This is a genomic window from Geobacter sp. SVR (assembly GCF_016865365.1).
Classification (GTDB): domain Bacteria; phylum Desulfobacterota; class Desulfuromonadia; order Geobacterales; family Pseudopelobacteraceae; genus Pelotalea.
The window spans coordinates 2,853,091-2,869,298 of sequence record NZ_AP024469.1; the positions used below are offsets into that span (position 1 = coordinate 2,853,091).

Annotated in this window: 15 protein-coding genes and 1 riboswitch; of the genes, 8 read left to right on the forward strand and 7 right to left on the reverse strand. The window is 58.5% G+C overall.

Annotation, left to right across the window (positions count from 1 at the left end; genetic code table 11):
• Positions 1–2: 2 nt before the first annotated feature.
• The gene (gene polX, locus GSVR_RS13350; RefSeq protein ID WP_173202182.1) at positions 3–1,736 is read left to right on the forward strand and encodes a DNA polymerase/3'-5' exonuclease PolX; all 1,734 of its coding nucleotides are present in this window, start codon (positions 3–5) and stop codon (positions 1,734–1,736) included.
• Positions 1,737–1,821: 85 nt separating this feature from the next.
• Positions 1,822–1,908, reverse strand: a riboswitch (cyclic di-GMP riboswitch).
• Between the two features lie 158 nt (positions 1,909–2,066).
• On the opposite strand, the gene mobB is transcribed toward polX, so the two are convergent.
• Entirely contained in the window at positions 2,067–2,567 is a 501-nt protein-coding gene (gene mobB / locus GSVR_RS13355; RefSeq protein WP_173202181.1) for a molybdopterin-guanine dinucleotide biosynthesis protein B, read from the reverse strand.
• Positions 2,568–2,598: 31 nt separating this feature from the next.
• Complete coding sequence (locus tag GSVR_RS13360) at positions 2,599–5,175, reverse strand: bifunctional diguanylate cyclase/phosphodiesterase (RefSeq protein ID WP_173202180.1); 2,577 nt, start codon at positions 5,173–5,175, stop codon at positions 2,599–2,601.
• A 322-nt stretch (positions 5,176–5,497) separates the two neighbouring features.
• Here GSVR_RS13360 and moaA point away from each other — a divergent pair, with 322 nt between their 5' ends.
• Positions 5,498–6,478 (forward strand): GTP 3',8-cyclase MoaA, encoded by a 981-nt coding sequence (gene moaA / locus GSVR_RS13365; protein ID WP_173202179.1) that lies wholly within the window; start codon positions 5,498–5,500, stop codon positions 6,476–6,478.
• Positions 6,479–6,575: 97 nt separating this feature from the next.
• On the opposite strand, the gene GSVR_RS13370 is transcribed toward moaA, so the two are convergent.
• The 4 genes from GSVR_RS13370 to GSVR_RS13385 all read right to left on the reverse strand — a co-directional run bounded on the left by GSVR_RS13370 (position 6,576) and on the right by GSVR_RS13385 (position 10,512).
• A complete protein-coding gene (locus tag GSVR_RS13370; RefSeq protein WP_173202178.1) occupies positions 6,576–6,956 on the reverse strand; it encodes a desulfoferrodoxin in 381 nt (126 codons plus the stop codon).
• A 45-nt stretch (positions 6,957–7,001) separates the two neighbouring features.
• Positions 7,002–7,580: a rubrerythrin gene (rbr, locus tag GSVR_RS13375; RefSeq protein WP_173202177.1), complete on the reverse strand. Its 579-nt coding sequence runs from the start codon at positions 7,578–7,580 to the stop codon at positions 7,002–7,004.
• A 143-nt stretch (positions 7,581–7,723) separates the two neighbouring features.
• Entirely contained in the window at positions 7,724–9,052 is a 1,329-nt protein-coding gene (locus GSVR_RS13380; RefSeq protein ID WP_173202176.1) for a citrate (Si)-synthase, read from the reverse strand.
• A gap of 263 nt (positions 9,053–9,315) precedes the next feature.
• Positions 9,316–10,512, reverse strand: coding sequence for a Xaa-Pro peptidase family protein (locus GSVR_RS13385; protein ID WP_173202175.1), 1,197 nt, complete (start codon positions 10,510–10,512; stop codon positions 9,316–9,318).
• A gap of 277 nt (positions 10,513–10,789) precedes the next feature.
• Here GSVR_RS13385 and GSVR_RS13390 point away from each other — a divergent pair, with 277 nt between their 5' ends.
• Positions 10,790–12,355, forward strand: coding sequence for a sensor histidine kinase (locus tag GSVR_RS13390; protein WP_173202174.1), 1,566 nt, complete (start codon positions 10,790–10,792; stop codon positions 12,353–12,355).
• A 178-nt stretch (positions 12,356–12,533) separates the two neighbouring features.
• Here GSVR_RS13390 and GSVR_RS13395 read toward each other — a convergent pair whose 3' ends face one another.
• Positions 12,534–13,964: a sigma-54 dependent transcriptional regulator gene (locus GSVR_RS13395; RefSeq protein WP_173202173.1), complete on the reverse strand. Its 1,431-nt coding sequence runs from the start codon at positions 13,962–13,964 to the stop codon at positions 12,534–12,536.
• A gap of 406 nt (positions 13,965–14,370) precedes the next feature.
• On the opposite strand from GSVR_RS13395, the gene GSVR_RS13400 reads away from it, so the two are divergent.
• The 5 genes from GSVR_RS13400 to GSVR_RS13420 all read left to right on the forward strand — a co-directional run bounded on the left by GSVR_RS13400 (position 14,371) and on the right by GSVR_RS13420 (position 16,169).
• Entirely contained in the window at positions 14,371–14,616 is a 246-nt protein-coding gene (locus GSVR_RS13400) for a hypothetical protein (protein WP_173202172.1), read from the forward strand.
• Positions 14,617–14,663: 47 nt separating this feature from the next.
• The gene (locus GSVR_RS13405) at positions 14,664–15,050 is read left to right on the forward strand and encodes a response regulator (protein ID WP_173202171.1); all 387 of its coding nucleotides are present in this window, start codon (positions 14,664–14,666) and stop codon (positions 15,048–15,050) included.
• Between the two features lie 64 nt (positions 15,051–15,114).
• Entirely contained in the window at positions 15,115–15,366 is a 252-nt protein-coding gene (locus GSVR_RS13410; protein ID WP_173202170.1) for a hypothetical protein, read from the forward strand.
• Positions 15,367–15,416: 50 nt separating this feature from the next.
• Positions 15,417–15,605, forward strand: a complete 189-nt coding sequence (locus GSVR_RS13415; RefSeq protein ID WP_173202169.1) for a hypothetical protein — start codon at positions 15,417–15,419, stop codon at positions 15,603–15,605.
• A gap of 9 nt (positions 15,606–15,614) precedes the next feature.
• Positions 15,615–16,169, forward strand: a complete 555-nt coding sequence (locus GSVR_RS13420; RefSeq protein ID WP_239077329.1) for a cytochrome c3 family protein — start codon at positions 15,615–15,617, stop codon at positions 16,167–16,169.
• The last annotated feature ends 39 nt before the right edge of the window (positions 16,170–16,208 follow it).

A 16,208-nucleotide genomic window follows, 5' to 3' on the forward strand; every position in this document is an offset into this window, starting at 1 on the left:
CCATGAAAAATATCGAGATCGCCCGCATATTTACGGAGATTGCCGACATCCAGGAATTCAGGGGATACGACATCTTCAAGATCAGGGCATACCGCCGGGCAGCGCTGAACATGGAGGGGCTTGCCCGGGATGTGGCCACGCTCTCGCACAAGGAACTGCTGGAAATCCCCGGCATAGGCCGCGATCTTGCCGCAAAGATCGAGGAGTATCTCGACACGGGCAGCATTGCGGTCCACGAACAGCTCAGGCAGGATGTGCCGCCCGGGATGCTGGAACTTCTGGCCGTCCCCGGTCTGGGTCCCAAGACTGCCCGACTGCTCTACGAAAAAGGGGGGATACGCAGTCTGGACGATCTGGAGCGGGCTGCATCCGAGCACCGGCTGGCAGGGCTGCCCAAGATCCGGAGCCAGGCCGAGCAGAATATCCTGAGAGGACTTGCCCTGGTGAAGCGGGGGCGGGAGCGCTTTCCCCTGGGACGGATGCTCCCCCTGGCCCATGAACTGGCGGAGGAGCTCAGGAAACATGCCGCTCTTGAGCGGATCGAGGTTGCCGGAAGCATCAGGCGCTGGAAGGATACCGTCAGGGACATCGATCTCGTCGCCACCTCCACCGATCCGGCGGCGCTGATGGCGGCCTTTGTGGCCCTGCCCCAGGTGGAGCGTCCGGTGAGCCATGGGTTGACGAAATCCACCGTGCTGGTGCGACACGGGGTCCAGGTGGACCTGCGGGTGGTCGGCCGGGAATCTTTCGGTGCCGCGCTGGCCTATCTCACCGGCGCCAAGAACCATAACGTGCGGCTCCGTGACATGGCGGTGCGTTTGGGGTTGAAGATCAACGAATACGGCATTTTCACCGAAAAAGGGGACCAGCGCCTGGGTGGCGAGGAGGAACAGGAGATCTACCGCATCCTCGGGCTGCCCTTTATCGAACCGGAATTGCGCGAAGACCGGGGAGAGATCGAGGCAGCCCTGGCAGGTGCGCTTCCCCGGCTGGTAACGAAAGCCGACATCCGGGGAGACCTGCATGTCCACTCCCGCAGGAGCGATGGTTCCCATTCGCTGGAAAAGCTGGCAGAGGCTGCCAGAGAGCGGGGCCTGTCCTACATTGCCCTGACCGACCACTCCCGCAGCCTGGCCATGGCACGCGGCCTGACGATCGAACAGCTGCTGGAACAGCACCGGGAGATCGAGGCATTCAACCGCAGCAATCCCGGCTTCACCATCTTGCACGGCACTGAGATGGACATCCTAGGGGACGGCAGGCTTGATTTTCCGGATGATGTGCTGCGGGATCTCGACTTGGTGATCGCCTCGATCCACTCCGGATTCAGGCAGCCGCGCGAGCAGATTACCGCCCGTCTCGTCGCTGCCATGCGCAACCCCTTTGTCTCGATCATCGGGCATCCCACCGGCCGGCTGATCGGCGAGCGGGAGCCCTATCCGGTCGATATGGAGGAAGTGCTGCGGGTGGCCCAGGAAACCGGCACCGCCCTTGAAATCAATGCCTATCCGCTGCGGCTCGACCTGAACGATGCTTCTGCACGGCGGGCCGGAGAACTGGGGGTGGCGGTGGCGATCAATACCGATACCCATGTCATCGACAACTTCGATGCCCTGCCCTACGGAATAGCGGTTGCTCGGCGGGGCTGGCTGGAAAAGGGGAACGTGCTCAATACGCTGGGAAAGGGCGAACTGCTGAAGAGGCTCAAGGGGGGAAACCGGATGAAGCGGAGCTAGGGAGGTAATCCTCCGCCCCTGCATTGACGGGGAAATGGGAAAAGCCGCCGGCAGGCCGGCGGCTTTCGAGATTTTCACCTGTTTCTTCGGCAGCGCGGCTACCTGTTATTTTCATAACGGGTCCGTCGGCTTTGTGTCCCCGAAATTTCTTCCGGGTTTACCTTTTTCGGAAACAGGCTGATTCAAGTGTACCGTATGGGTGCCGGATGTAAAGCAATGAGCTGAATTTATTTTCAAGACACTGATATGACAAGACTTTTCGTCACTGTTCCGCTTTAATGTTCCGAGAAATCGGCCGCCTCCACCCGGATGTGCCGGAACGCCGGTGAACTATCTGAGGAAGCGCTCCTCAATGAACGACGCCACCTGGGCCGCATCGTTCAGGTCGAGGACCGGCACGTCCAGTTCCAGCGGCTCGTCGCTGGCCACCGCAATGAGAGCGGGATCGTGCTCCTCTCCCCGGCACAGCAGAGCGGCGCTGCGCTCGCGGCGATGCAGCTCGATCTTCGGCAATGCGCTCTTTTTGAATCCCTCGGTCAGCACGATATCCATGTCCCTGAAATAATCGAGCAGCTCCTCGAGGGGGGGCGAGGCGGCATGCTTCTTCACCATGGCGAGCTTCTCGGGAGAAGAAATCAGCATGGTATCGGCACCGGCAGCGGTCAGGCGGTAGCTGTCCTTACCGGGATGGTCGATCTCGAAGCGATGGGCATCGTGTTTGATGACCCCGATCCGGTAGCCCCGCTCCTTCAGCAGGACGATTACCTTCTCGAGCAGGGTCGTCTTGCCCGTGCCCGATTTTGCCACAAACGATACTGCTTTTACTTCCATGGTTGTTCTCCCTGTACCGCTTTGCGGGTTCTCACTCTTTCCGCCCGGTCAGCAGGAGATCCGGTCCCGGCCTGCCGGTATGGTATCCCTGGGCCAGATCGATGCCCAGATCGCGGATCGCATTCAGCACCTCTTCGGTTTCGACATATTCGGCGATGGTCTGGATGCCGAACTCGTGGGCCAGCACCGCCAGGGTCTTCACAAAGGCCATGTCCTTTGCGTCGCTCAGCATGTTCCGCACGAAGATCCCCTCGATCTTGACGAAATCGATCGGCAGCCTGCGGATGTACTGGAACGACGAAAAACCGGAGCCAAAATCGTCGATGGCGAACTTGAAACCCTCCAGCTTCAGGTCCTGGACGAAGTTCTCCAGCAGGGTCATGTTCTTCACCGTTTCCCGTTCCGTAATCTCGAACACCACCCGGTCATGCCGGATCCGGTACTGGTGGGTCAGCCTGATGATTGAGGGGACGAAATCCTTCAGTATCAGTGATTTGGGGGAAAGGTTGATAAAAAGGTACCCCTCGTAGCCCGCCGCATGCGCCTTTTCAAAGACCTTTTCCATCAGGATGCCGTCCAGACGGCTGACAACTCCCAGCCGCTCGGCAACCTCGATGAACTCGGCTGCCGGCGTAATCCTGCCCTCCACCACCAGTCGGCAGAGCACTTCATGGCAGACAATCTCCCGGGTGTCGGTGGTAACGATCGGCTGGAAGAACGGTATGACCTGCCGTTCCTCCAGTGCCTGCAACAGGACCCGCGACATCTCGTTGCTCTTCTGGAACACCTCCACGACATCGTCGTTGGTGGGGATGGCAATGCAGTTTTTACCCAGCCCTTTTGCTTTGTAGGTCATGTTGTCGGCGAACAGGAACAGATCCTTGGCCTTGAGCGCGTGGGTCGGGTAGATGGCGAAGCCGATGGATCCGGTGGCGCGTATCTTGGCACCGTCCGGAGAGACCAGCGTCATGCCAGCCATGGCCTCCCTGATCCGGTCCGCCACCATGAACACCTGCTCCTGATCGGCTTCCGGCAGCACCAGCGCGAATTCGTCTCCGCCGTAGCGCGAAAGTATGTCGCCGGTACGGAGGCAGTCGTGTATGGTTTCCGCGATCTTTGCCAGGTACTTGTCTCCCACCAGGTGACCGTAGGTGTCGTTGATATGCTTGAAGTTGTCCAGGTCGATCACCAGCACGCCGAAATGATAGTTATGCCGCTCGGCGCGGCCGATTTCATAGCCAAGCAATTCCCAGAACACCCGCTGGTTGTAGAGGTTGGTCAGGGGATCACGGGTGGCGTAGTATTCCAGGTCCTTGGTGTATTTATAGATCGCCTTGATGGAACCGACCACATTCAGCAGGGTGGTCAGAATGCTGTTGATGACCAGCGAGCGGATCGGGTCCTTCATGATCTGCGACTGGACTCCGATACCTACAACGCCGCCGATCTGCGGCCGCTCCAGGTACAGCGACTTGGTTTCCAGCTCTATCTCCTGGACGGTGAGCTCCAGAGGCGCACGCTTCTCGTTGGCGATGTTGTGGGTCAGCTGGATGGAGACCCCATCATGCGACCGGAGATTTTCGCGCTCCGCCTGCTGGTGGATGATCTCTTCCATCACCTGGCGGGTCGCCGGCGACGGGGGAGCGGCCCAGAAAACCTCGATATCGTAGATCTCTTCCTCGATCTGGAAGATGCAGAACAGGGCATAGGCCGGCATTACCTTGTTGATTTCTTCCAGCAGGTAGCTGACCCGTTCCTTCCAGTCACGGATGGAGTCGCCGGTGATGATGAAGCGCTCCAGCACCTTGATCTCGAACTCCAGCATCTCCTTGCCGACCGCCATGTCCTTTATGCGCTGGACAAACGTGCCGAACCCGCCGTAGATCTCTTCCAGCTCTCCGAACTTGAGGGTTTCGGATTCGGCCTCCAGTTCCATGCCCACCTTGGTCAGGTCGGAAATCCTGGTGACGCTCTGCACCTTGTTGTTGAGCCTGGCGATCGCCTCGCCCAGATGGCGGTTTACGAAACGGGAGACCAGGGAGGCCATCAGCAGGGGAATCGGCAACAGCAGGTTGAAACAGAGGAAAGCGCGGTACACCATGGCATCGCTCACCTCGGTGATATCCTCCTTGATTTCCAGCACTCCCAGCACGTCTCCCGGTTTGACGCCGGGATGGCAGGCAATGCAGCCGGCCTCCGCCTTGAGGGGGAGCAGATGCTGAAACACGGGAAAGGAGCGCTGATGCAGCGGTTCGCCCTGGGCGAATACGGCCGCGATATCCGGGTCGTTTTCCGTTCCCTGGGGGGCTGCAGGATGCAGGGTGATGCTGAACTCTCCAGAAACCTGCTGACGGAAACCGCGCAGTATGTTTTCCATCTCGGTGCGCGAGAGACCGCGTTCCATGGCCTGAATCATCGAGGCCCTGATCTGGCGCGCGATGGCGACGGAGGCCCGCTCGGAATCCTCTTGGGCTTGCCGCAGCATGATCCAGGACATGATGCCGATCACCGAGACAAAGGTGATCGTCGAAACGATCATGGTCGCCGTGAAGATGAATCGTTTCAGCGTTATGGAGGTGAAGCTGAGGAATCTTTCAAGAAGAATCATGGTGCTCTCCCGTCTCAGGTGGCAGGGACGGCGGGCTGCCGCGGGGGAATTCGTATACGGACCCCTCTTATACAAGAGAATGGCCACGGAAGGCAATCACTTTAGGCTAATTAAAACCGGGCAAAAGCTGCTCCGGGGCCCATCCGGACCGTTTGTTCCGGTTCAGACGTTTCATCGCAGTTCTGCCCATGTGCCCCCCCTGCCCGGCCGGCGCCGGTCACTGCGGCCGAAGATGGCAGGAATGCTGATTCCTGGTTGCCAAATGGCCGTCATTGATCCAATATTGATAGCATATGTACCAGCCGGATAAAAGGACTCATACATGCAACTGATCGACTCCTTGGGGAGACACATAAATTACCTGCGCCTGTCGGTCACCGACCGCTGCAACATACGCTGCTTCTATTGCATGCCCAAGGAAGGGATCGTCAAAACGGGACACGACGCGGTTCTCTCGTACGAGGAGCTGCACCTGATTGCCGAGACCGCGGTTGGGCTGGGGATCGAGAAGATACGCATTACCGGGGGCGAACCGCTGGTACGGGCCGGACTGATCGGTTTTCTGGAAAGGCTGGCAGCCATCGGGGGGCTCAGGCATCTGGCCCTGACCACCAACGGACTGCTGCTGGAACAGATGTCCGAGGATCTTTTTCGGGCCGGAGTGCAGCGCCTGAACGTCAGCCTCGATTCGCTCGATTCCAAGACCTTTGCCGAGATCACGCGGGGGGGAGACATACAGCGCGTGCTGTCCGGACTCGAAGCAGCCGAACGGGCAGGTTTTCCTCCCCCCAAGATCAACGTGGTTGTCATGCGCGGGGTCAACGACTCCGAAATCCTCGACTTCGCCGAAATGACACGCGAACGCGGCAATTCCGTCCGCTTCATCGAATACATGCCGGTCGTAAAGGAACCGGGATGGCAGCGTTTCTGCATCTCCGGGAAAGAGATCCTGCAGCGGATAGCAGAGCGTTATCCCCTGGAGCAGGTGGACAAGGGGGCCTACGCCGGCCCTTCACGGGATTTCCGCATCCCCGGCGCCAGCGGCAGCATAGGCATCATCACTGCCGTGTCCGGCCACTTCTGCAGCGAATGCAACCGCATCCGGGTTACCGCAACCGGCCAGGCCAAGGGGTGTCTGTTTTCCGACGAGAGGACCGACCTGGTTCCGTTCCTGCGCCCCGCCGATCCTCAGCGGCTGCGGGAGGTGCTGAAGGGAATCGTGGCCGGCAAGCCGGAACGCCACGGCATGTCCTGCGACGGCTATGCGCACAGCAATTTCGCCATGTCGCAGGTGGGGGGATAGGGACGGAACAATAGATCCGGCTCTGATGCTGAATGCGAAAGGGGGGCGGCCTTGTCAGGCCGCCCCCCTTTCATGTGACAGGATCCGTCGAAATAAATCAGGCCTTGGCAGCCCACTGTCCGTGCAGGTTGCAGTACTCACGGGCAGTAAGGTTGGCGGCCTGGACCGGGAAAAAGGCCTCGGGAGTCTGCCCTGGCTTGAGGAACTGCCGATAGGCCTTGCCGTCGGCAACGATTTCGATCCACTCGATGTAGTGTTTTTCCTCCATCGGATGCACAACGCTTCCGACGGTAACCTTGACTCCGCCTTCCACCACCTCGATCACCGGAACATGTTTCTCCTTGGCCGCATCCACCGTGTTCTCGGCCTGCAGAGTCATGTTCTGGCCGCAGCAGACCAGATTGGATCCGCCGCCATGGACCACCTCGACGATATTGCCACACAGATCGCATTTGTATACTTCCAGAAGATTCGGCATGTTCTTTTCCTCCTTTTCAATAGAGTGGGCTGACAACAGCCCTGATTACCAGTTTTCACCCAGAAGCTCGAAATGCGCCTTGGGATGGACACAGGCCGGGCATACCTCGGGTGCTGCCTTGCCGTGGTGGACGTAACCGCAATTACGACAGCGCCAGGTGGTCTCCTCTTCGCGCACAAACACGCTGTCCGCTTCAATGTTGGCCAGAAGCTCGCGGTAGCGCTTTTCGTGCTGTTTTTCCGCTACGGATATGGCATTCCAGGCAGCGGCGATCTCGGGGAATCCCTCTTCCTTGGCCGTGGCGGCGAATTCGGGATACAGCTGGCTGTACTCCTCATGTTCGCCGTTGGCCGCAGCCAGCAGATTCTCCGCAGTGCTGCCGATCCTCCCCGCAGGGAAGCAGGCGGTGATCTCCACATCTCCCCCTTCCAGGAATTTGAAGAAACGCTTGGCATGCTCCTTTTCCTGGTTGGCGGTCTCCTCGAAGATGTCGGCGATCTGGACGTATCCCTCTTTCTTGGCAGCTGCCGCGAAATAGGTGTAGCGGCTGCGGGCCTGGCTTTCGCCGGCAAACGATTTGAGCAGGTTCTGTTCGGTCTTTGTTCCCTTGATGGATGCTCCCATTCTACCCCTCCGTGGTAATTCACCAAATGTAATACGACAAAGTTTGTCCTTTTATATAGATCTTCATGTCATTTTGCAAGCAGAAATGAAAATGGGGATGCGTTGCCGCATCCCCATCGGTGTGTCGTTTGCTGCGAGTCGGATCAGGACAGCTGACGGCCACCCTCTGCGGCCCACTTCTCCAGCATGGCGGTGGTAACGGACTTGGGACGCTCGATGGCATAGCCCAGACCGCGGTCCCAAGTGATGTTGGCCATGCAGCCCAGAGCACGCCCCACACCGAACAGCACGGTGTAGTAGTCGAACTCGGTGACGCCGTAGTACATCTGGATGACGCCGGACTGTGCGTCGACGTTCGGCCAGGGGTTCTTGGTCTTGCCGTGCTCGGTCAGAACGCCCGGTGCGGTTTCGAAAATCATGGAGACCAGCTTGAACAGCTTGTCGTCCTTCAGGCCCGGGGTAGCCAGGCAGAACTCGCGCTGAGCCATGTAGCGCGGGTCGGTCTTGCGCAGAACGGCGTGACCGTAACCGGGGATGACCTGGCCGGCATTGAGGGTATCCCAGAGAGCCTTGGTGATCAGTTCTTTGGTCGGCTCGATGTCTTTGCAGTACTTCTCCTGGAACTTGAGGGTCCAGTCGAGCACTTCCTGGTTGGCAAGGCCGTGCAGCGGGCCGGCCAGGCCGTTCAGGCCTGCGGAGTAGGCATAGTAGGGGTCGGACAGGGCCGAGTGCACCAGGTGAGTGGTGTGGGCCGAAACGTTGCCGGACTCGTGGTCGGAGTGCAGGATGAAGTACATGCGGGCAACGTCCTTGTACTCTTCCTTCTGGCCGATCATGTGGGCGAAGTTGGCGCCCATGTCGAGCGTGGGATCGATGGCGATCTGCTTGTCGCCCTTGTACTTGAGGTTGTAGATGAAGGCGGCGATGATCGGAATGCGGGCCACGATGTCGCTGGCGTCTTCATAGACGTATTCCCAGGCGGTCATCTTGTTGAACTTGCCCGAATTGTAGAAGCCGGCGAACTTGGAGTCCTTCTGCAGGGCCAGAAGACCAACCGACAGCATGACCATCGGGTGGCTTTCCTTGGGCAGGGCGCGGATGGCGTCAAATACGTACTGGGGCACGACTTGGCGGGTCTTCCACTCAGCCACGACTTCTTCGACCTGGGCCTGGGTTGGGACATCGCCGGTCAGCAGGAAATACCAGAAGGATTCAACGGTCGGATAGGCGGAGCCGGCAGCCTTGGGCAGGGCCTCGAAGGTCTCGGGGATGTTCTTGCCGCGGAAACGGATACCCTCCTGCGGGTCCAGATAGGAGATGTCGGTGACCAGGCTGCGGATGTCGCGGGCGCCACCGATGCACTGGTCAATGTTGACCTGGTCGATGATGACTTTGCCGAATTCCTTGACGAGCCTGGTGGTGCGGGGACGATGCTCCTCGATCTTCTGCTTCAGTGTCTCTTTCAATGCCATCTGGGTATTCTCCTTTCGTGGTGGGGTATACAGAGATAAACGTCGAGCCTGTTCAGCAGTGCTGCAGATATTTTATTTTCAAACCGGGGTGGAAGCCGGAAAACAAAGGCGTGCTCATTAGTCTGCCAGGGGTGTCCTGAAAAAGGATAGCAGAGCAATTGGTTGTGGCAAGCGAAAATCTTTTTTTAGGATACTGTATACAATCGAGTGCCGTAGTTATATCGACAGCGGCTTTAAATTGCAACAAAAAATTTAACGCCGCTTCAGCGGGGCAGAATCACTATTTTTTCGCTGGAATGGGTCAGCTGTTTGAGCCCGTCATGACTGAGATAGAAGGTGTTTTCGATGCCGATGGCCCCCTCCCCCGGAAAGACCAGCTTGGGCTCGAAGGCAAAGGCCATGCCCTCCTCCAGCACCATTTCCGAAAAGCCGCGGGCAATGAAGGGATATTCATCGATTTCGACCCCCAGCCCATGGCCTATGAAAGAGACCTGGGACCCGGCAGCGCCCATGAAGTTCCGGCCATGGCCGAGCCGCGTCGCCAGGGCCAGGCATTCGTCATAGATCGTGCTCCAGGGGGTGCCGGGCTTGGCCAGTTCCTTCATCAGTTCCTGCACCCTGAGCATGTCGTCATAGCCCCTGGTCAGATTGTCCGAGAGCCTGCCAATGGCGAAGACGCGGGTCTGGTCCACCAGATACCCGTCGGCGCAGGCGCCGAAATCGACCAGGATCGGCTCGTCCGGCTCGATCCGTTTCAAACCTGCGCCCTGGCCGAAGGAGGTGTTAAGTCCCAGCCCCCCCAGAGGGGTATCGGAGTAGGAGGGCACGGCGCTGTCCGTTCCGGAGAATATCTGGGCGTAGAACAGCTCGGAGTTGAAACTGCGCATGCGCACCAGCCCCTGATGTCCGAGCTTGCGGGCGGTGAACTCCAGCTCCGCAGCCAGTTCCAGGTCGGTCATTCCCGGGCGGATTACCTCGGCAGCCCTCTGCCAGACACGGTGGACCTGATCGGCTGCCTCCATCATCAGGTGGATCTCGTAGTGGGACTTGATCATGCGCACCCTGCGGATCAGCGGTGTGGCATCGCAATAGGCGGCATCGGGATAGACCGTGCGGTATCGCTCGAAAAAATTGACCGGCAGCACATCCAGTTCCAGCCCGATTTTCTTCGGCTGCGGATACCCGTACTCCGCCAGCTTGGCGGGAATGTCCCGCAGGGTGGAGAAGGGAATCACCTCTTTCAGTCCCGACTCCATCCGGGCCCGGCTCCACTCCTTACGCACCATGTACAGCGGCTGCCCCTGGGCCGGAACGTACAGGCTTCCACTCTGCACCGTGCCGGTGAAATAGAACAGGTCGGCGTTCTGCATGATGATGACGGCATCCAGGTGTTCCTCGGCCATCAGCTGCTGCAGTCTGCTGCAGCGATGCTCCAGTTCGGTGGCGGGGGTCAGGCGCACGTTCGATCCTCCTTGTGGACCAAGTCCGGAATTTAAGCGGTTTGGGTGGGAAAGCCCATTTTCTGTAGTAGAATTACAAATGGCCAATTAACAGCATATTCAACAATGCCGGGGGAGAATACCGCACTGGCGGGCTGATTGCAAGCCAGGCGGGCATTGCCGGCCGTTTGTAACGATATCGTCAAAAGAATCCGGCTGTTTTTCCGGCGCTTTGCCCCCTGCACAACGTCCCCTTTCGGAGGCTTCATACCATGCCGTTCGCCATAAGGACCTGACGATGCAGATTCGCCCGTCGCTGATCGTCAAACTGACTCTGGCTACCTCTCTGATCCTGATCGGATTCATGTGGCTCCTGGACCACGTCAATCTCAGGAACTTCCGAAAGGTCATGATCGATTACGCCGCCTCCAACGTGGACCAGATGGCGGAGATCATCAACCAGAGCGCCTACGACGCCATGATGAAGAACGATAAGGCCGGCCTGTACCAGTTGATCGACCGCATCGCCCAAAGTCGTAGCATCGAGCATCTGCGTTTGATAGATCGGTCGGGAAAGGTTGTCTATTCGAACATCGCCAAAGAAATCGGCACGATGATCGACAAGAAGGGCGAAGCCTGCAGCATGTGCCACGGCAGCGATAATCCGCGCCTGTCAGCATCTTCCATGAACCGCAGCCGGATCTATCAGAATACCGGCGGCACGGAGGGACTGGGATTCACCAAGGCCATCTACAATCAGCCCGGCTGTTCGGCGGGATCGTGCCATTTCCACCGTTTTGACGATAAGGTTCTGGGGGTGCTGGACATCAGCGTTTCGCTGGATTATCTGCAGCAGAAATCCCATGAGTACCGACTGCAGTTCATTGTCATGGCCTGCATGCTCCTGGTGCTGATCAGCATCCTGATGACCTATATGACCAAGCACCTGGTGGACCTGCCGGTACAGCGCCTGGTGCGGCACACCGCCCTGGTCGCTTCGGGGAATATGGATGCCCGGGTGCCGGTTACCACGACCGACGAGTTGGGGCATCTTTCCGAGGCGGTCAACCATATGACCGACAGCCTGGGCAAGGCCAGGAAGGAACTCAGGGAATGGGCCAGCAGCCTGGAACACAAGGTGGAGGAACGCAGTCTCGAGATCAAGCGCATCGAAGCGCAGCTCTACCGCTCCGAAAAATTGGCCTCGCTGGGCAAGCTGGTGGCCGGCATTGCCCATGAGATCAACAATCCGCTGACCGGCATACTGCTCTATTCCTCTATCCTGAGTAACGACCGGAGCCTTGATCCGATGCTCAAGCAGGATCTGGACAAGATCATCAGCGAAAGCAGACGCTGCGCCGATATCGTGCGGCAACTGCTCGAATTCAGCCGGGAAGCGGTACCACACAAGGAATCATCGCCGCTCGGAACGATCATCGACAAGGTGCTCAACCTGATCCAGCACCAGCCCACGTTTTTCGACATAGACATCGTCCTCAACCTGGAGCGGGAAGTGCCGGATGTGTACGTGGATCCCAACCAGATCCAGCAGGTGTTCGTCAACCTCTTCATCAATGCCTGCCATGCCATGCCGGATGGCGGCACCCTGACCATAACCACCTCCCTGTCCCCGGACGGCGCCTATGTCTCCACCGAGATCCGGGACACCGGGCATGGCATAGCCGAGGAAGACCTGCCACGCATCTTTGATCCCTTTTTCACGACCAAATCGGACGGCACCGGCCTGGGGCTGTCGATTTCCTATGGTCTGGTGGAAAATAACGCCGGGAAGATTGAGGTGAAAAGCACGCTGGGAGTCGGCAGCGCCTTTCTGATAATGCTGCCGGTTCATAGGACAGGTTGAGGCTGAGGTAAAAAGCTTGAGTTGAGGTTAAGGGGACTCCCCGCCCCTAACCCGACAGGTCGTTCAAAAATGGGCAGATCGTCGCACCCGCAGGAGGCCCCGCGGAGGCGTAGCAGCGCTACGCCGCACAAGCGGGCTGACGAGGACGGCGGCGAGATGCCCGTTTTTCAACGACCTGTTACAGCTCCATCTGGGTGCGGGACGAAATCCCCAGCCGCTTAAGCATACCCTGGAAATTGGTCCGCAGGATGCCGGTTTCCTCGGCGGCCTTAGTGACATTGCAGTTGTTGCGCTTCAGGGCGCTGATCAGGAACGCTTTCTCGATCTCCTCCACGGCCTGGCCGCGGATATGACGCTTCATTTCCTTCAGCTCTTCGGCAGTAACGGGAATCCGTGCGCCGAAGAATGTCTCTTCCCGACGTGGCTCATTACCACCGGCGCTGTCGAACTGGTCCAGGTCCTCCCTGCTGATGATATCCCCTTCAGCCAGCACCACTGCCCGCTCGATGATGTTCTCCACCTCGCGCACGTTGCCCGGATAGGCATAGGCCTCCAGCATGGCCATGGCATCGGGCGCCACACCCCGGATCTCCTTGCCGATTGCGACCGAAAAGCGCCTCAGGAAGTGTTGGATCAGAAGCGGCACATCCCCCTTGCGCTCGCGCAGCGGCGGCAGATCGATCGGAATCACGTTGAGCCGGAAAAAGAGGTCCTCCCGGAAAGCCCCTTCGCCGACCATGGTCCTCAGGTTCCTGTTGGTGGCCGCAATCAGGTGGATATTGATCGGAACTGGCTGGGTCCCGCCGATGGGAGTAATCTGGCGTTCCTGAAAGGCTCTCAGAAGCTTGGCCTGGGTAGAAAGACTGATGTTGGAAACCTCGTCCAGGAAGAGCGTGCCGCCGTCAGCCACCTTGAACAGTCCAACCTTGGTCTGGACCGCTCCGGTAAACGACCCCTTTACATGGCCGAACAGCTCGCTCTCCAACAGGTTCTCGGCCAGGGCCGAACAGTCCACCGCCACGAAGGGCTGTTCCCGCCGGGGACCGTTGTCATGGATGGCGCGGGCCACCAGCTCCTTGCCGGTGCCGCTCTCCCCGGTGATCAGCACCGTACTGGTGGTTGCCGCCACCTGGATGATCCTGCGGTACACCTTCTGCATCTCCTTGCTTTCACCGACGAATCGGTTAAAGCCGTGGTGGCTGCTGATCTCCTTTTTCAGGTACATTTCGTCCAGCAGTTGATGGCGCTGTTCCAGCGCACGCTCCAGCTTTTCCAGGAACTGCTCCGGGGTAAACGGCTTGGTGATATAATCGACCGCCCCGCATTTCATGGCCTCCACGGCAGTATCCACCGAGGCATAACCGGTGATCATGATGACCGGCACATCGGGCTGGAGCGTCTTTACGGCAGTGAGCACCTCGATGCCGTTCATGCCCGGCATTTTCAGGTCCGTGACGATCAGGTCGAACTCATGCTCCTGCAGGAGCTCGATCGCCCGCTGACCGCTCTGGCAGGCTTCCACGGCAAAGCGCCCGCTGTCGAGGATACGCTTCAACCCCTCCCTGATCACCGCCTCATCGTCAACCACCAATATGCTGATCCGTTCCATCCCGTGTCCCTCTCTGGATTGCAGACATTGAATACAGGTCCTCAAGATTAAAATCCTATCATCACACCCCCTCAAGTCAACTGTCCCGGGTAAAAAAGACCGGTAACAAGCCGTACAAATACTGTATCGATTTCATATACAGTCGCTCCCGACTGGACACGCAGTGCAAAACAGTCGAAAAATTAAAAACTTACAATCAAGAGCCAGAACATATCCTCCGGTCCGAGCGTATCGCTTTTCTATACTCCCCCTTCGGCACAGACGCACCCCCACCAAAGTAAGTATTTGATTTTAAAACACAAATTATACACAAAACAACATGGCACGCCCCATGCTAATCACAGGGCAAGGACCACGGCAAGCGAAGCTGGTCATCACCCTCATCCGCACCAAAAAGGAGAACGTCATGAAAACTGCATCAGCAACCATACTGTCCCTGGTGATAACGGTCACCCAGGCGCTGGCATCGGGAGGAGGCGACAGCGAAGGGCTCAGCCTCCTGGCAACCTTTTTCATCGCCTTTGGCGTGCTGATCGTCCTGTTCCAGTTCATCCCCGGCATCATGCTGTTCGGCGGCATGCTGAAAGGGCTCTTTTCCTCCGCCGACAAAAAGACCAAAGCATCTGCCACCGGCAGCAACGGCAAACAATGAAGCCGGCCGGCGGGAGAGCCACCACCGGGGCAAGCGAGGGGGCGATCATGCAAGGACTTCTTATCGTCGATGAAGACATGGATTGCCGGAAACAGATGGCGGAGATGTTTATCGAAGCCGGCTATAACGTCGTGGTAACCAATTCGGTGGCCAATGCCCTGTACGGCATCCTCAAGAAAACGGCGCAGGTGGTGCTGCTCGGCACCAAGTTCGACGAAATGACCGCCGTGGAGCTGATTCCGCTCCTCAAACAATGCAACCGCAAGCTGACCATCATCCTGGTGGCGGCGGACGCAACCCTGCCGCTGATCAGGAAACTCCGGAGCGAGGGCATTTTCTATCACGCCCTGAAACCGGTCAACGCCGAGGATCGCGAAGAGATCCGCCAGGCAGTGAGCTGCGCCTTCAAAAACCTGCGCCTCGATCCGGCCTGATCCGGAGGAAGCGGCGCGTATCACGAGCGGTCCCGGACCGCATACCATCACAAGGAGGCACATCATGAACGGCAAGTACAGTCTGATGACAATCGCACAAAGCCTGATGCTGGTACTGATGGGTACCGGCGCAGCCCACGCCGCATCGACCAACAAAGTCTACATGAGCGGCACCCTGATCCTTCTGTTCCTCGGATTCTGCGCCCTGGTGGTGGTAATCCAGCTCATGCCGGCCATCGCCACCCTGTACGGCATGATCAAGGGAGCCCTGAGCGGCAGCAAGCAAAAGGCCGAAGCCACCTCCCGGAACCGGTGAACGAACCAATCCAAGGCATGAGGCGGACTTTATAAAAGGAGGCAATGGCCATGTTCGATCAAATGCTTAACTCGATGGGAGAAATCAAAGAGGTGTTCACGCTGGTGGATTACTACCAGTACATCAAGGGGGTCGAGTACCTGATCTGCGTGGCATTCTTCGTCGGGTTCCCCATGTTTTACCGCTACCTGCACGGCAAGGACGAAAGCAAAGACCTCACCGGCACCCAAAAACACTAAGGGAGCGTCATGAACGCCCGACAGAAAGGAGACATCACCATGCGCGCTTACAGGTTCCGGCCTTCCCCGGCTCTCATGATCCTGCTGATGCTCGTCCCGGCGGTCTGCCTGGGAATCAGCATACCGGATACGATCACCCTGAACGACAAGGGCACCCTGTACGAGCCCTTCCCGTTCAACCACGCCAAGCATGTCCGGGACGCCAAGGAATGTTCGGACTGCCACCACCACACGACCGGCACGCTGGTGGAAGATCCCAATTGCGTCCGTTGTCACCGGAACAGCGGTGAAGCGAAAACCGTCACCTGTCGGGGATGCCACTCCCGCAGCCCCTTCTCGGTAGCCAGCCTGAAGGAGCTGAGCAGCAACGAGAAAATCTACCATCGCGACAAGCCGGGGCTCAAAGGAGCCATGCACCAGGCCTGCATCGGATGCCACAGCAAACAGGCGGCAGGGCCGGTGGGATGCGAAGACTGCCACACCCGCAAGAAGGCCGGGCACGCCTTGTACAACAGCGGGGAATTCACCCCGAAAACCAGGACCGCCACGGGGCACGGACACTGACTCTCAGCATGGGGGGAGCGAGTAAGGGACCTGCCCCCG

Bases quoted from the DNA above. Each gene is read 5' to 3' on its own strand.
- polX (WP_173202182.1), top strand. From the start codon at position 3: ATGAAAAATATCGAGATCGCCCGCATATTTACGGAGATTGCCGACATC.
- mobB (WP_173202181.1), bottom strand. From the start codon at position 2,567: ATGGAAGTAAAAGCAGTATCGTTTGTGGCAAAATCGGGCACGGGCAAG.
- GSVR_RS13360 (WP_173202180.1), bottom strand. From the start codon at position 5,175: ATGATTCTTCTTGAAAGATTCCTCAGCTTCACCTCCATAACGCTGAAA.
- moaA (WP_173202179.1), top strand. From the start codon at position 5,498: ATGCAACTGATCGACTCCTTGGGGAGACACATAAATTACCTGCGCCTG.
- GSVR_RS13370 (WP_173202178.1), bottom strand. From the start codon at position 6,956: ATGCCGAATCTTCTGGAAGTATACAAATGCGATCTGTGTGGCAATATC.
- rbr (WP_173202177.1), bottom strand. From the start codon at position 7,580: ATGGGAGCATCCATCAAGGGAACAAAGACCGAACAGAACCTGCTCAAA.
- GSVR_RS13380 (WP_173202176.1), bottom strand. From the start codon at position 9,052: ATGGCATTGAAAGAGACACTGAAGCAGAAGATCGAGGAGCATCGTCCC.
- GSVR_RS13390 (WP_173202174.1), top strand. From the start codon at position 10,790: ATGCAGATTCGCCCGTCGCTGATCGTCAAACTGACTCTGGCTACCTCT.
- GSVR_RS13395 (WP_173202173.1), bottom strand. From the start codon at position 13,964: ATGGAACGGATCAGCATATTGGTGGTTGACGATGAGGCGGTGATCAGG.
- GSVR_RS13400 (WP_173202172.1), top strand. From the start codon at position 14,371: ATGAAAACTGCATCAGCAACCATACTGTCCCTGGTGATAACGGTCACC.
- GSVR_RS13405 (WP_173202171.1), top strand. From the start codon at position 14,664: ATGCAAGGACTTCTTATCGTCGATGAAGACATGGATTGCCGGAAACAG.
- GSVR_RS13410 (WP_173202170.1), top strand. From the start codon at position 15,115: ATGAACGGCAAGTACAGTCTGATGACAATCGCACAAAGCCTGATGCTG.
- GSVR_RS13415 (WP_173202169.1), top strand. From the start codon at position 15,417: ATGTTCGATCAAATGCTTAACTCGATGGGAGAAATCAAAGAGGTGTTC.
- GSVR_RS13420 (WP_239077329.1), top strand. From the start codon at position 15,615: ATGAACGCCCGACAGAAAGGAGACATCACCATGCGCGCTTACAGGTTC.